Origin of the sequence: Saccharopolyspora gregorii (assembly GCF_024734405.1) — a bacterium.
Taxonomy (GTDB): domain Bacteria; phylum Actinomycetota; class Actinomycetes; order Mycobacteriales; family Pseudonocardiaceae; genus Saccharopolyspora_C; species Saccharopolyspora_C gregorii.
On record NZ_CP059556.1, the window covers coordinates 2,411,152 to 2,425,614 of the forward strand.

Annotated in this window: 11 protein-coding genes; 4 read left to right on the forward strand and 7 right to left on the reverse strand. The window is 72.0% G+C overall.

Annotation, left to right across the window (positions count from 1 at the left end; genetic code table 11):
* Positions 1-144: 144 nt before the first annotated feature.
* Positions 145-2,910 carry a sensor domain-containing protein gene (locus H1226_RS10350; protein ID WP_258348733.1) on the reverse strand — a complete coding sequence of 922 codons (2,766 nt, stop codon included), beginning with the start codon at positions 2,908-2,910 and terminating at the stop codon, positions 145-147.
* A gap of 549 nt (positions 2,911-3,459) precedes the next feature.
* Between H1226_RS10350 and H1226_RS10355 the strand changes: the two genes are divergently transcribed.
* Positions 3,460-4,626: a beta-ketoacyl synthase N-terminal-like domain-containing protein gene (locus tag H1226_RS10355; RefSeq protein WP_258348736.1), complete on the forward strand. Its 1,167-nt coding sequence runs from the start codon at positions 3,460-3,462 to the stop codon at positions 4,624-4,626.
* A gap of 103 nt (positions 4,627-4,729) precedes the next feature.
* On the opposite strand, the gene H1226_RS10360 is transcribed toward H1226_RS10355, so the two are convergent.
* Together H1226_RS10360 and H1226_RS10365 are read right to left on the reverse strand one after the other, a co-directional pair.
* Positions 4,730-5,713, reverse strand: a complete 984-nt coding sequence (locus H1226_RS10360) for an adenosine deaminase (RefSeq protein ID WP_258348737.1) — start codon at positions 5,711-5,713, stop codon at positions 4,730-4,732.
* Positions 5,714-5,776: 63 nt separating this feature from the next.
* Positions 5,777-6,259, reverse strand: a complete 483-nt coding sequence (locus H1226_RS10365) for a MarR family winged helix-turn-helix transcriptional regulator (RefSeq protein ID WP_258348738.1) — start codon at positions 6,257-6,259, stop codon at positions 5,777-5,779.
* A gap of 115 nt (positions 6,260-6,374) precedes the next feature.
* On the opposite strand from H1226_RS10365, the gene H1226_RS10370 reads away from it, so the two are divergent.
* On the forward strand, positions 6,375-6,803 hold the full coding sequence (locus H1226_RS10370) for a DUF5313 domain-containing protein (protein ID WP_258348739.1): 429 nt from the start codon (positions 6,375-6,377) through the stop codon (positions 6,801-6,803).
* Positions 6,804-7,131: 328 nt separating this feature from the next.
* Positions 7,132-7,986: a 4-hydroxy-tetrahydrodipicolinate synthase gene (gene dapA / locus H1226_RS10375; protein WP_258348740.1), complete on the forward strand. Its 855-nt coding sequence runs from the start codon at positions 7,132-7,134 to the stop codon at positions 7,984-7,986.
* A gap of 249 nt (positions 7,987-8,235) precedes the next feature.
* On the opposite strand, the gene H1226_RS10380 is transcribed toward dapA, so the two are convergent.
* From H1226_RS10380 to H1226_RS10395, 4 genes are all read right to left on the reverse strand, one after another.
* A complete protein-coding gene (locus H1226_RS10380) occupies positions 8,236-10,041 on the reverse strand; it encodes a choline/carnitine O-acyltransferase (RefSeq protein WP_258348742.1) in 1,806 nt (601 codons plus the stop codon).
* Positions 10,042-10,088: 47 nt separating this feature from the next.
* The gene (locus tag H1226_RS10385) at positions 10,089-10,895 is read right to left on the reverse strand and encodes a class I SAM-dependent methyltransferase (RefSeq protein ID WP_258348743.1); all 807 of its coding nucleotides are present in this window, start codon (positions 10,893-10,895) and stop codon (positions 10,089-10,091) included.
* Positions 10,896-10,920: 25 nt separating this feature from the next.
* Positions 10,921-11,790, reverse strand: a complete 870-nt coding sequence (locus tag H1226_RS10390; RefSeq protein ID WP_258348744.1) for a HalD/BesD family halogenase — start codon at positions 11,788-11,790, stop codon at positions 10,921-10,923.
* Between the two features lie 271 nt (positions 11,791-12,061).
* Positions 12,062-13,384, reverse strand: a complete 1,323-nt coding sequence (locus H1226_RS10395; protein WP_258348746.1) for a carboxypeptidase regulatory-like domain-containing protein — start codon at positions 13,382-13,384, stop codon at positions 12,062-12,064.
* A gap of 381 nt (positions 13,385-13,765) precedes the next feature.
* Here H1226_RS10395 and H1226_RS10400 point away from each other — a divergent pair, with 381 nt between their 5' ends.
* On the forward strand, positions 13,766-14,392 hold the full coding sequence (locus H1226_RS10400; RefSeq protein WP_258348747.1) for a TetR/AcrR family transcriptional regulator: 627 nt from the start codon (positions 13,766-13,768) through the stop codon (positions 14,390-14,392).
* The last annotated feature ends 71 nt before the right edge of the window (positions 14,393-14,463 follow it).

The following is a 14,463-nucleotide window of genomic DNA, read 5'->3' on the forward strand; positions in this document are numbered from 1 at the left end:
GCCGCGCCGAGGTTTCGCATCTACCTGATCGCAACCCTTGGCGCGGCCGCGAACACCGCCCCCCTCCGCACCTCGCGGGATCCGGCTCGCGCGGCGGATCTCGTCGTTCCCCCGGCAGCGGCGGGAGCCGGGCAACGGCGCCCGTCAGGGCGCGGCGATGCCGCGGAGGGAGGCGAACTCGGCCAGCGGGGCCGGTTTGCCGAAGTAGAAGCCCTGGCCGTGGTCGCAGCCGATGCGCCGCAGGATGTCCAGCTGCTCCGCGGTCTCCACGCCCTCGGCGACCACGGTGAGCCCCACCGCGTGCGCCATCGCCACGATGCTGGTGACGATCGCCTGCACGTCGTCGGAATCGCTGAGTTCGGCCACGAACGACCGGTCGATCTTGAGCGTGTCCAGCGGCAGCCGCCGCAGCTGCGCCAGCGAGGAGTACCCGGTGCCGAAGTCGTCGATCGCCAGGAACACGCCCAGCTTCCGCATCCCGCGCAGCATCCGCACCGCCGAGGTCGCATCCAGCATCAGCGCGTTCTCGGTGACCTCCAGGCACAGCGAGCTCGCGGGCAGCCCGGCGTCGCCGAGCGCGGCCCGCACCGTGTCGTGCAGCCGCGGGTCGCCGAGCTGGCGGGGGGAGAGGTTCGCGTTGATCTGCAGTTCCGCGCCGTGCTCCCGCCGCAGCTCGGCGAACTCGCGGGTCGCGGTGCGGAGCATGAACCCGCCGACCTCGTTGATCAGGTCGCTCTCCTCGGCGAGCGGGATGAACTCGGCGGGGGAGACGGCACCGTGCTCCGGGTGGGTCCAGCGCAGCAGCGCTTCGGCGCCGACGATGCGCTCGGAGGCCAGCTCCACCACCGGCTGGTAGGCCACCCACAGCTGGCCGCGCGGCACGGCGTGGCGCAGCTCCTGCTCCAGCAGCATGTGCCGCTGCACGCGTTCCCGGAGCTCCACGTCGAAGAACGCGTACCGGCCGCGGCCCTGCGCCTTCGCCCGGTACATCGCCACGTCCGCGTCGCGCAGCAGGTCCTGGGCGGAGCGGGTGTCGCCGGGCCGGGACACGACGATGCCGACGCTGGCGTCCACGTGCAGCCGGATGCCGTCCACGTGCGTCGGTTCGGTGAGGGTGCGCAGCAGTTCGTCCGCGCGGGCGCGCAGGTCGTCGTGGTCCGGCGAGTCCTGGGTGGCGACCACGAACTCGTCGCCGCCGAGCCTGCCGACGAGCTCCTGGTCGCTGGTGGCGCGCACCAGCCGCTGCCCGATGTTGCGCAGCACCTCGTCGCCGACGCCGTGCCCCAGCGAATCGTTGACGATCTTGAAGTTGTCCAGGTCGACGAACAGCACCGCCAGCGGCTCGGTGCGGTCCGGCGAGTTCACCGCCGAGTCCAGGTGGCGCAGCACCAGCGTGCGGTTCGCGAGCCCGGTCAGCGGGTCGTGAGTGGCCTCGTGCTCCAGCCGTTCGCGGGCGGCGAGGCTCTCGGTGATGTCGCTGAACGACACCAGCACCCGGTGCGGCGGCCGGTCGTCGGGATTCAGCGCGCGGGAGGACACCGCGAGCCACACGCTCTCCCCGTCGTCCCGCTGCACCCGCGTCACCTGCGAGTTCACCGGTTTCCCCGTGCGCAGCGTGACCGTGGACGGCCGGGTGTCGCCGCTGGCGCGGTCGCCGTTCTCGTCGAACATCGGCCACCACTCGGAGTCCATGCCGACCAGTTCGCTCGGCTGGGCGCCGAGGATGCGCTGCGCCGCCGGGTTGGCCGATTCGATGATCCCGGTGGGGGCGACCACCAGCACGCCTTCGTCGAGCGCGTCGATGACGGTGGCGAAGGTCCGTTCGGCCCGGCGGCGGGCCGTCTCGTCGGCGCATACCAGCACGTAGCCGTCGTCCATCTCGGAGACGGTGACCCGCACGACGAGCGCGTTGCCGTCGCCGCGCCGGTGCAGCGCCTCGCTGACCCCGCCGGCGGCGAGCAGTTCCGCCGGGCTCAGCCGGGCCCCGACCAGTTCGTCCACCGGGCGGCCCATGGCCTGGTCCGCCGAGATCCCGTAGACCGCCTCGGCGGCCGGGTTCCAGCTGGTGACCAGCGAGTCCCGGTCGGTGGCGATGATGGCGTTGCTGACGTGCTGCACCAGCGCCGCCTGGTAGCGCAGGCTCGTCTCGGCGGCCTTCTTGTCGGTGATGTCGCGCAGGATGACCTGCAGCGCGGGACGGCCTTCCCAGGTGGTGAGCACCGAGACGACCTCGACGGGGGCGCGGCTGCCGTCGAACCGGTGCAGCGCGGCCTCGGCCGGTTTGGTCCGCGCGCCGGGGAACGTCAAGGTCCGCAGCCGCGCCCGCATCATCGGCACCGAGTCGGCTTCCACGAAGTCGGTGATCGCGCGGCCGACCACCCGGTCGGTGCTGTCGGTGCCGAGGATGCCCAGCGTCGCCGAGTTCGCGTAGCGGACCACGCCGTCCTGGTGCACGCAGATCGCGTCCGGGCTCAGCTCGACCAGCAGCCGGTACCGGTCGGCGAGGTCGGTGAGGGTCTGCCGGTCCTGGTGCACGCGCGTGACGTCGGCCGCGACGCCGATGAGCCGGTCGGCCTCGCCCTCCTCGCGGTGGCGCCGCGCGTGGAAGTGCACGAAGCGGGTGCCGCCGTCCGAGGCGGGCAGGCGCTGTTCGAGGTCCAGGTCGTGCCATTCGGCGGCGGTGCGGGCGGACAGCGCGATCGGTTCGAGGAGTTCGCGCAGCCGGGCGCGCAGCGTGTCCTCGTCGGCCCCGGGCAGGCCCAGCAGCGCGTCCATGCCGGAGGTCCAGACGAGACCGTCGTCGTCGAGGCGCAGCGACCAGCGGACCGCGCCGCTGGCGGCCAGCGCGAGGTCGAGGAACTCGCGGTCCAGCTCGGAGTTCTTCGAGTGCGAGACCACCGGGTCAACCATCGATCATCCAGGAGACAGATCTTGTGCACGTACTGCGCAACCGCTCCACCGCCGTCCACGCCATGTCGTTCCGCTCTCGAACAGCGAAGCGCCCTCCCCTTCTCCCCGCGAGGCGCAGGCCCCCGACCGGATGCTCGTAGTTTCCCATGTGCGCTGCTCGCGAACCGTCCTGAGTGGCGGGTGCGTCCGAGGAGCCCGCTGATCATAAGCCCGCGTCGGATCGGCGGCGAACACGGCAGGTGATCCGCCGCGGGTTGTCAGTAGTGATCTGTTGGCCCGTTCGCGTGGTCATTCGAGTTCAAAAACACTAATGGTTTTCGAGAACCGCCTTCTCGCTTCACTCTAAAGAGGATCGAGCTGGTAGGTGCGGTGCACCAAGTGACTGCGCGTAGCTCGATCTCCGACTCGGTGATCCGCCTCTCCCGCCGGTCCCGCGGAATTCACGACGCCGGTCCCGGCGGGCGATTCACGGCGGCTCCGAACGCGCTTCGCCGCGGCTCGTGCGGCGAACGCGGAATCGATCGATTGGAAAGCGAGAAGGAGAAGCAGATGAACTCACAGCGCTCTGAAATCGAAATCGGCGGCATCGGCGCGGTGACCGGCTACGGCTGGGGTCGCGCCGAGCTCTGGGACGGCCTGGCCACCTCGAAGCTCGCCGCCACCCTCGTCGACGGGTACGGGCCCGACCAGGACCGCACCGCCTGGGTCGCGCGCGTGCCCGACGGCGGCGACCCCGCGGACGGGCCGAGCCGCTTCGCCAGGGCGATGCGCTCGGCGGCCCGCGAAGCGATCGCGGACGCCGGCGAACGCGGCTGGGAACCCGGCCGCCGGGTCGGCCTGCTGCACGCCGTGGTGCTCGGTGAAGTGGATCTGTGGCGGGAGTTCTACCAGTCCCGCGGCGGGCAGGTCTCGGTTCGCGAATACCTGGCGCTGATGCCCTCCACCCCGATGTCGACGTTCATGAAGGAATTCGGATTCCACGGACCCGCCATGAACGTTTCCGCCATGTGCGCGTCGGGGAACGCCGGGATGCTCACCGCCAAGGCGTGGCTGGACGCCGGGATCGTCGACGACGTGATCTTCGTAGCCACCGACCTGTCGGCGAGCCCGGAGAACGTGCTGCACTTCGAACGGCTCGGCGTCGTGGTCACCGATGCCGATCCGCTCGACGCCTGCCGCCCGTTCCAGGAAGGCAGCCGCGGTTTCGTCATGGGCGAGGCCTCGGTCGGCATGGTGCTGTCCCGCGGCCTTCCCGACGCCTACGCGCGGGTGCTCGGCGGCGCCATGTCGCACGACGCGCACCACGTCACCTCGATCGAGCCGAACCTGGCGGAGGTGACCCGCTGCGTGCGGGACGCGCTGGACAACGCCGGGGTGGCGGGCGGCGACATCCGCTACCTCAACGCGCACGGCCCCGGCACCGCGCAGTGCGACCGCGCCGAAGCGCGGTTCTGCGCGGAACTGCTGGGCGCGGACACCGAGATCTTCTCGGTGAAGCCGCTCGCCGGGCACTGCCAGGGGGCGGCGTCGGCGGTCGAGGTGGCGGCCACCGCGCTGGGCCACCGGCACGGCCTCGTCCCGGCCGCGCCGCGGCAGGCGGCGGGCGATCCGCGGCTGCTGGACGGCCCGACGCCGTTCGACGGCGGGCTCACCCTGAAGTCCTCCATCGGCATGGGCGGCCACAACTCGGCCGTCGTGCTCGCCCCGCCGCGGTGAGCGCGCCCCGGAGGTCGCCCGAGCCCGGCTCGGGGTGATCGGCCGGGGGATCGGAGCGCGGCGGTGCCCGGACCTCCTCCGGGAGGCCGGGCACCGTCCCGGGTCAGGGCGTCCAGGCCGCCACTTCGGCGAGGAACTCGTCCCGGCGCCGGTCGTCGAGGAACGCCGCGCGGAACGAGTTCGCCGCCAGCTCCCGCAGCTGCTCGGTGCTCAGCCCCAGCTCGCGGCGCACCGCGTCGAAGTTCTCGTCTACGTACCCGCCGAAGTACGCCGGGTCGTCCGAGTTCACCGTCACCAGCAGCCCGTGCTCCAGCAGCGCGGGCAGCGTGTGCCCGCTGAGCTCCGCGAACGCGCCGAGCCGCACGTTGGACAGCGGGCACACCGTCAGCGGGATCCGCTCCCGGCGGAGCCGTTCCACCAGCTCCGGGTCCTCCAGCGCGCGGATGCCGTGGTCGATGCGCTGCACGCCCAGCAGGTCCAGCGCCTCCCGCACGTACTCCGGCGGCCCCTCCTCACCGGCGTGCGCGACCGCGCGCAGGCCCAGTTCGCGGGCCCGGGCGAACACCTCGGTGAACTTCGACGGCGGGTGCCCCATCTCGGCCGAGTCGAGGCCGACCCCGACGATGCGGTCCAGGAACGGTTCGGCCAGCCGCAGCGCCTCGGCCGCCGATTCGGCGGACTCGTCGCGCAGGAAGCAGAGGATCAGCGAGGCCGACACGTCGCTGTCCGCCAGCGCCGAGTGCAGCCCCCCGATCACGGTCTCCATCGGCACGCCGCGCTTCAGGTGCGCCTGCGGGTCGAAGAAGATCTCCGCGTGCCGCACGCCCTGCTCGGCGCAGCGGTCCAGGTAGGCGGCGGCCAGGTCGCGGAAGTCGGCCTCGGTCCGCAGCACGGCCATGTTCGCGTAGTAGATGTCCAGGAACGACTGCAGATCGCTGAACCGGTACTTCGCCCGCAGGTCGGCGACCGACTCGTGGGGGAGCTCGATGCCGTTGCGCCGCGCCAGGTCGAAGACCATCTCGGGTTCGAGGGTGCCTTCGATGTGCACGTGCAGTTCGGCCTTGGGCGGGGTGGGCGCGGCGTTCATCCCGCGAGACTAGCGAGGCGCCGGCGACCGGGACGCCGCTCCGGTGCCCGGAGGAGACGGTGCTCACCGCGCGGGGGGCGCCGCCTTGGCGTGCTGGGCGGCGGCCATCACCTCGCGCAGGGCGGTGTTCAGCGCTTCGAGGGTGCTCAGCGGCAGGCCGAGGCGGTCGACGATCTGCTGCGGGATCTTCTCGGCCTCGGCGCGGAGTTCGCGCCCGGCGGGGGTGAGGCCGACGGTGACCGAGCGCTCGTCGCCCGCGTTGCGGCTGCGCGTGAGGTAGCCGACCGCTTCGAGGCGCTTGAGCAGCGGGGACAACGTCGCCGGTTCGGCCTGCACGGTGTGGCTGAGGTCTTTGACGGAGCGCGGTTCGGCCTCCCACAGCGCGAGCATCACCAGGTACTGCGGGTGGGTGAGGTTGAGCGGTTCGAGCAGCGGCCGGTACAGCGCGATGACGCTGCGGGACGCGACCGACAGCGCGAAGCAGACCTGCCGGTCCAGCGCCAGCGGGTCGTCGCCGAGTTCCAGGTCCGGTTCGACGGGGCTCATCGCGTTCCTTCCGATCGGCCTGGGTGCACGTTAACATATAGCGGGCATATGATTAGCGTGTTAAACATCGGGTGGTCGTCCGAGGTGCGGACGGCCGGACGGGAGGCGGTTCGCGGTGACCGAGGCGAAGCGGGTGCGCCCCGACCCGGTGCGCTGGGTCTGGTACGCGTTCGGCGGCAAGCTGCCGTCGCGGCACGACGAGTGGGTGCTGCACGACGTCACCGCTCGCACCTGGCAGCTGCGCCACGCGGTGCGCAGCCTGGTGCAGATCTCCCCGGGGCTGCTGTTCCTGCTGGTCCCCGGCCCGATGTGGATCAAGGCGATGGCGATCCTGGGCGGCGCGATCCTCGCGGTCTGGTACGGCATGGCCTACGCCGAGTTCACCTGCGAGCACCGCGCGTTCAAGCAGGGCTATCCGCTCGGCACCGCGCGCCGGGTCCGCAAGGAGGCCTCCGAGTGGATGAGCGAGCAGCAGCGCGCCCGCTACGCGGCGCTCTACCGGACGCCCGAGCAGGACGGCTCCGGCGAGCAGGCCGGGAGCTGATCGCGCGGGAGCGCTTCGGCCGGGTCCCGCGTGCGCGGGAGATCGCCCGGAAACCCGGGGCTCGGCGGGAGATCGTCCGGGAACTCCGGCGCCCCGGCGGAGGAACCGCCATCGCCCACACCCTCGTCGAACGCGCCGCCCCGGATGATTCATGCTGGTGACACCCGTCCCCGCGGCGAAGTGCCCGGAACGCGCCGCCCTGGGACGGTGGGTCGAGACCTGAACGCCGGAACCGGCGCCCCCGCGCAGCGATGCGGGCGGGCCGGGCGGTTCCGACGGTCCGGCGCCGGGATCGGCCGAACGACACGGACTTGAGGAAGGCAGCGCCATGACGACCACACTCGGAACCCTGCTCACCGCGATCGTCACCCCGTTCGACGACGAGCTGAAAGTGGACGAGGACGCGTTCGTCGCGCTGCTGCACCACGTGATCGACAGCGGTTCCGACGGCGTGGTGGTCTGCGGCACCACCGGCGAGGCGGCGACGCTCACCAACGAGGAGCACCTGCGGCTCGTCGAGATCGCCTGCGCCGAACGGCCCGAGGGCGTCACGATCCTCGGCTCGACCGGCTCCAACGACACCGCGCAGGCGTGCGCGATGACGGAGCGGGTGACGGAGCTCGGCGTGGACGGCGTGCTGTCGGTGACGCCGTACTACAACCGGCCGAACCGGCGCGGGCTGGTGCGGCACTACACCGAGATCGCGCAGGCCACCGACAAGCCGGTCGTGCTCTACAACGTCCCGTCCCGCACCGCGATCGACGTGCCGAACGATCTGCTCGCCGAGCTCGCCCAGATCGAGCGCGTCGACTACGTGAAGCAGGCCAACGACGACAACCTGGCGCTGATCGACGGGCTCGGCGTCTACTCGGGCAACAACGAGACCTTCGCGCGCGCCCTCGACATGGGCGGCGTCGGCGGCATCGTGGTGGCCAGCCACGTGGCCGGCCCGCAGATGCGGCGGATGATCGACGAGCCGGAGAACCGGGCCGAGCTGGACGCCGCGCTGAAGGACCTGTTCGCGGCGCTGTCGGTGACGACGAACCCGATCCCGGTGAAGGCGGCGCTGAACCTGCTCGGCCACCGCGTCGGCGGCCCGCGGCTGCCGCTGGTGGAGGCCGACGAGGCCGAGACCGCCGTCGTCCGCAACGCCCTCATCGCAGCCGGCTTCCTCGAACCCTGACCCACCCGAAGCGCCCCGCCCGCCCGGGGCGCTTCAACATCCGGTCACATCTCCCGCTTTCCGCTTGTCAGCGGCGAAGCCGCTGAGCGGCGACCACCTCATCAGCCCGACCACCCGCGGGTTCTCAGCGGTCTTCTCGCGAGGACAGCGTTTTCTCCTGTGGCGGAGCCACCGGTGAAAACGATCCCGCAGCGAGAAGACCGCTGAGGTTCCGCCACCCGCCCCGACTCGCAGTCGGATCCGGGGGCATCACTCGGTGATCAGTAGGTCTTCTAGTTGTTGTAGGGCGTTGCGGAGGTGGTCGGCGAACTTGTACATCTCCCCGGACACCGCCAGCGGCGTGCTCAGGTAGATGTTCAACCGGTCGGGCAGCAGCACGTAGGCCACCCCGATGCACTTGCCGCTGGTGGAGCCGAACCCGAAGTGCTGGATGTTCTTCGACGGCGCCGAGCTGGTGCTCAGGTAGTCGTCGCGCATGATCGTCCAGCCGGGGGAGTCGTAGAGCGCGAGCGGTGCCGCGTCCGCCTCGCCACCGCGGCGCTGGATCAGCTGCAGCTCCCACAGGTGCTGCTCGGGCGCGTCCCCGGCCTGGCACTGCTTGGCGCGCGCCACGTGCGCTTCGGCCGCGGCCCGGAACGCCGCGGTCTTCGCGGCCGCGTCGGCGTCCGGATCGTCGACGGTGCGCACGAAGTCGACGACCTGCGGGGTGACGACCCGCATCGCCTCGGTGCGCCCGTGCCGCCACTGCCGGGTGGCGATGGATTCGTAGGTGGCGCCGATGCCCTTGGTGCGGTGGTGGGCGAGCTGGTACGCCAGCTGCACGAACGCGTCGGGGGACATGCCGAGCCGCTTGGCCCGTTCCGAGCCGAAGTCCTCGAAGGCGAGGACCTTGTTGGAGGTCTCGGCGGCGAAGGTGGCGAACGCGCCCGCCGCGTCGCGCACCTCGGCGCGCAGCGCGTCGTCGAGGACGAAGTCGAGGCGGGAGAAGTCGGGGACGCCGAGCGCGCGGGCGCCCGCGTTCGCCGCGTGCTGCTCCGGCGTCGAATCCAGCAGCCCGTCGACGAAGGCGAGGATGGTGGTGCCGTCCAGCTCGCAGTGCTCCACGTTGATCCCGGCCCGGCCGTCCTCGAACACCACCAGCGACACGGCCTTGTCGAACCAGCGGTTCCCGCTGTCGCCGTGCAGCAGCTGGTCGCAGGCCTCCTGCACGTCGGTGGGCGCGAAGTCCTCCAGGCACAGGCAGAACAGCGCCGACTCGATGGTCTCCAGCGCGTCGCCGTTGCCCAGTTCGAGCAGCCGCTGCCGGGTGTGCGCCCAGTCGGCGCGGGCCTTCGTGGTCAGGTGCCCGACGGCGGTCTCGATCGGGGCGCGCTGGGAACCGGCGTCGCGGATGGCCTCCAGACCGGTCGCGAGGTCGGCCAGGCCGTGCGGGGTGCCGTCGGCCGCGAGCACGTCGAGCCGGAACGCGTTGCCGCGGAAGAACACCACGACGTGCCGGGCGTCCGACGGGCCGGGGTGCTCGGCCGAGTAGGGGGAGCGGACGGTGTCCTGCTGCTCCCCGGGGATGCGGGTGGTGGAGAACAGGTACTTGTGCTGCTCCATGGAGGAGGCGGCGCCGCGCTGGACCACCGGCGGCAGTTCCTCGGCGTCCACCGCCCGCTTGTGCGCGACGGCGCCCGCGATGAGCCCGGCGGCGCGTTGCACCTGCGTCAGCTCGGAGTCCTGGAACAGGAAGAAGAAGTTGGCGTTGAGCGCGATCCGGTCCCGCCTGCCGAGGTAGCGCGACGGCCAGAACCGGTCGAGCCAGCTGTGCGTGCCCTCGGCGGCGTCGAAGCGCCGCAGCTCGGCGTGCAGTTCGCGGGCCGGGCTGTCGGGCCGCAGGTACTCGGCGACGGCCTGCTCGGTGCGGGCGGTCTGGTCGGCGTCGAGCAGCGGGGCGCACCACTCCAGGAAGCGGGCGCAGCTGCTCTCCAGGGTGGGCAGCGGCACGCGTGGCAGCCGGTCCTCGTTGCCGAAGGTGCGGGTGGACCAGTCGTGGTCGTCGTTCACGGTCATCCTAATGCGATCGGGCTTTCCGGTGTCCGGCTTGCTGGTGGTGCAATTCAGTCGTGCGGGCGGGACAGGTGGAGCTCGGCGTAGAGCCGCCCGTCCGCTTCGAGACCGGTCGGGTCGACGCCGGCGGCGGTCAGCGTCGCCAGCATCTGCTCCTGCTCCTGCGGGGAGGCGAACCGGCGTTGCTCGAACACGCCCGCCACCCGGGTGGTGCGGTAGCCGAGCTCGGCGAGGCCGGCGGCGATCTCGTCGTACGGGAACATCCGCAGCACGAAGTGCGCCATCCACGGCTTGCGCGGCCCGGCGGCGTCGACGACGCGGCGCAGGGTGCGCTCGCCGACGTAGCCGAGGCAGCCGGTGGAGATCACCAGGTCGGCGCCGTGCAGCAGGTCCCGTTGCCGCGCATCGGGTTCCCGGGTCTCGAAGTCGGCGTGCACCGCCGCGTCGAGGTAACCGGCGGCGAGCCCGTAGTCCAGCGCCGGTCCGGCGGTGTCCAACCCGATGAACCGGGCCTCGCACCGCTCGCCGCGGGCGCGCAGCCAGTCCCGGTCGCGGGCCAGCAGCCGCTCGTGGTCGAGCTCGTCGGCGTCGCCGGTGTAGCGGGCGTAGAACTCGTCGAGCGTCGCGTCCGCCCGGAGCAGCGCGGCGTTCACCCCGTACGAGCTGCCGACGTCCACGACGGTCGGCACCGGCACCCCGCGGGTGTGCCGGTACTCGTCGAGGAACTTGGCGAAGTACGGCTTGGCCAGTTGCGGGATCCGGTAGTCGAGGGGGCGCAGCGTGCGCGCGAAGTCCCGCGGATCGGGACGGGTGTAGATGTGGTCGAGCGTGATCTTCCCGGTCGAGTCGAACTGCACCGGCGTGCTCCTCTGCGGCTGGGGGTCAGTCGAGCAGCGCGTCGCCGCGCACGGCGTTGCCCGCGGCCGCCAGGTGCTCGGGCAGGACGCGGCCGAAGATCTGCTTCGTGCGGGAGACGCTGCCGATGACGCCGGGGCGCTCGCTGTAGGCGAAGATCGCGGTGTGCCGGGCGCGGGTGCCGCCGACCTCGGTGACCCGGTGCAGCGAGAACCGGCCCTTGAACAGCTGCAGGTCGCCGGGCCGCAGCGCGAGCCCGCGCACCAGGTGCTCGCCGTCGCCGTCCAGCACGGCCCGCACGTCGTCGAAGTTCTCCTGCTCGGCGGAGCGGATGTCCTGGCAGTACTCGAAGCCACCGCCGGATTCGGGTTCCTGCGTCAGCATGCTCACCGCGAACTCGTTGGTGTCGAAGTGCCACGGGTGGGACATGCCGGGGTTGACGACGTTGAGGGTGAGCCCGGCCAGCGGGTCGGCGAGCGGGTGGATCACCGGCAGGCCGACGCAGTCGGCGAGGAACCGCTGGAACCGCTCGTCGGTGTAGAGGCGGTGGATGATGGCGCCGGAGGGGATCTGGTCGCGGGCGACGAACGCGTTGCCGCGCCGCATGGTCTTGCGGCCCGGGTGCTCCGGCGGCAGTTCGGTGCGGACGTCGATGTTGTAGGCGTTGACGGTCTCGACGTCGTAGTGCGCGTCGGGGGCGATGGCGGCGCACTCGGCGCGGAGCTCGTCGCGGAGTTCCGGGCGGATGAAGTCGGTGAGCACGCTGCACCCGTGTTCGGCGAGGTCCCGCCGGGCCCGGCCGACGGCCTCGGCCCAGCCGGGGCCGCCCGGATCGGCGAGGGGGTAGCGGTCGGTGTCGACCACTCGCTCGACCAGCGGGGATTCGGATGCGCTCATGGGGTCCTCTCCGCACGTCGAGTTCACCGACCCGGTCGAGCGGGTCCGGTGCACGCGAGCCGCGCCGCTGCGGTGTACTCCGGATCCAACGAATCTGGCACGGTGCGGTTGCTGTCGGGTGCACCGCGGCGCGGGGAATCCGGAGCCTTTTTCCCGAGAAGATCAAATCAGCGGATTTGCTCCGGCGGAAGGTGGGCGCCGCCGCCGGATCGTGTGATCGGGATCTTCTTGTGCGCGAGGCCCGCGGAGGGGTAAAGGGCCGCCCCGCTCGTCAGCGCCGTGCTCCGGAGGCGGTGGGGGTGAGCGCGAAGTCGTGCTCGCTGCGCCCGGCGGGTACCGACACCCGGCTCGCGGCGGGCGCCGCGCCCGGTGCGGCGGCGACCACGGTGACGAACCGGTCCGGCAGGTCGTGCACCTCGTACCAGCCCTCGGTGTCGGCGTCGACCCGCGCCAGCTGGTTGCCCGCCGCGTCGGTCACCGTCACCACCGCGCCGCGCGCGGGGAGGTCCCCGGCCAGCCGGATCGTGCCGGCCAGCGTCCGGTGGTGGGCGGGGCGCGGCGGCTCGAACGTCGGATCCACGATCGCGTCCCCGTCGTCGCGGTGCTCGTAGGAGCCCGCCTCGGCCACGGCCTCCGGATCGTTCTCCCGCTTGCGCTTCGCGTGCCACTGGGTCGCCGCGGTGAGCCCGACCCCGATCGCGCACCAGACGGCGAGCCCGGTGATCCCCGGCCAGGAGCGGGCGCCGTCGAAGTACAGGACGCCGCGGATCGAATCGGCCGCCTGCCCCAGCGGCAGCAGCAGGTGGAAGAACTGGAAGAACGGCGGTACCAGCTCCTTCGGGATGGCCCCGCCGCTGGAGGGCATGCTCAGCAGCACGAACAGCGACATCGCCACCCCGGGGATGAACTGCTTGACCAGCGGCACCAGCCCGAACGTGGTCCAGCCGACCGCCTGGGTGAGCATGAACCCGAGCAGCAGCACGATCGGGTGCGGCGGGATCACGTTCAGGATCCGCCCGGCCGAGTAGCAGACCACGGCCGCGAACGCGCCGACGCCGACCAGGCACAGCAGCTTCTGCCGGGTGGTCAGCTCCGCGCGCAGCAGCACCATCACCGTCACGTACGGCGGGATGTTCATCGCCAGCAGCAGGTAGAACAGCCCGGTGCCCATCACGTCGCCCGCGGCGGTGGGCACCAGGTCGACGGGCGTCAGCGCGTGCCCGGTGGCGGCGGCGACGGGCGCGAACATCTGCTGCAGGAACTGGACGAGCGCGGCGCCGTTGGCCTTGGCGTAGAACAGCTGCCCGCTGGCCGGGTCGTAGGCGGCGACGGCCTCGCGGTCGGTGATGGCCGACTTCGCGGCGGCGGCGTCCGGGACGGCGGTGACGTCCACGCCGCCGGGCAGCGCCGCGGCGAACTTCGCGTCGAGCTGCTGCGCGAGCTGCTCGCCGACGGCGACCACCGGCACGTGGTGCGGGGCGGGCGCGTGGAACGGCAGCAGGTAGCACAGCACGAAGCCGAGGATGAAGAACAGCGGGAACCACAGCGACGAGGCCAGGGTGCGCACCAGCGATGTCGGCTGCTGCTCGGGCACGACTTGCTCCTTGTCTCGGTGACGGTCGTGTGCAGGCGGGGCGGATGGGCACGTGCGCCTGCGGCCGGTGGCGGAGCGGGTTCGCCGAGCCGCCGCCTGCCCGGTCCGGTCCTCGGCCGGCTGCGCCGAGCGGATCGACCCGGCCGGGCCGCTGTCGGGGCCCGGCTCGTGGTCGCCGCGCGGGGGCGAGGTCGCGGAGCTCCGTGCTCCGGCAGCGTACCAGTAGCTGCATTCGATGCAAGAATGCAGATAGTGCAACTTTCGTCCGTGCTGCGGTGCTTTGTCCGGAAGGGGCGGAGTTCCCGGCCGTGCGCGGCACCGCACTACGATGGTCGGTCCGACGTGCGGCCGCCGCGACGGATCCACGAGGAGTAGCCCAGGATGCCCAGAACGACGACGCCCGACGACGCCCCGCCACCAGCGCCGGAAGGCCTGCGGGAGCGCAAGAAGCGCGCCACCCGGCAGGCGTTGCAGCAAGCCGCGGTCCGGCTGTTCCGCGAGCACGGCGCGATCTCGGTCACCGTCGAGGACATCTGCGCCGCCGCCGAGGTCTCCCCGCGCACCTTCTTCAACTACTTCGCCGCGAAGGAGGAGGTGCTGGTCCCGTGGGACCCGCAGACCATCGCGGGCACCCCGCAGCGCGTCGTGGACCGGCCGAGCGTGGAGCCGCTGCTGCGCGTGGTGCACGTCGTGCTCGGCGAGGCGATCGACACCGCGATGGCCGCCCCCACGTGGCGCGACCAGGCGCTGGTGCTGCGCGACCACCCGGAGCTGGTGAGCCGGGTGGCGCTGGCCTCGCGGGACCTGGAGCTGGCGCTGGCCGACGGGCTGTCCCGCCGCGTCGGCGAGGCGCAGGACGACGCCTACGTGCGGTTGCTGGCGGCGACCGCGGTGACCGCGCTGCGGGTGGCGATCCAGTGCTGGCACCGGGCCGATCAGGAGGCCGACCTGCACGACCACCTCGACGCGGGGTTCGCGCGGTTGGCACGCGGGTTCGCGGCGGACTGATCCGGGCGGGGCGCGGGAAACCCCTCGACTCCCTCCGTCACTCTTGCGGGTGAGTATCGAACACGTGTAGT

Bases quoted from the DNA above. Each gene is read 5' to 3' on its own strand.
- H1226_RS10350 (WP_258348733.1), bottom strand. From the start codon at position 2,910: ATGGTTGACCCGGTGGTCTCGCACTCGAAGAACTCCGAGCTGGACCGC.
- H1226_RS10355 (WP_258348736.1), top strand. From the start codon at position 3,460: ATGAACTCACAGCGCTCTGAAATCGAAATCGGCGGCATCGGCGCGGTG.
- H1226_RS10360 (WP_258348737.1), bottom strand. From the start codon at position 5,713: ATGAACGCCGCGCCCACCCCGCCCAAGGCCGAACTGCACGTGCACATC.
- H1226_RS10365 (WP_258348738.1), bottom strand. From the start codon at position 6,259: ATGAGCCCCGTCGAACCGGACCTGGAACTCGGCGACGACCCGCTGGCG.
- dapA (WP_258348740.1), top strand. From the start codon at position 7,132: ATGACGACCACACTCGGAACCCTGCTCACCGCGATCGTCACCCCGTTC.
- H1226_RS10380 (WP_258348742.1), bottom strand. From the start codon at position 10,041: ATGACCGTGAACGACGACCACGACTGGTCCACCCGCACCTTCGGCAAC.
- H1226_RS10390 (WP_258348744.1), bottom strand. From the start codon at position 11,790: ATGAGCGCATCCGAATCCCCGCTGGTCGAGCGAGTGGTCGACACCGAC.
- H1226_RS10400 (WP_258348747.1), top strand. From the start codon at position 13,766: ATGCCCAGAACGACGACGCCCGACGACGCCCCGCCACCAGCGCCGGAA.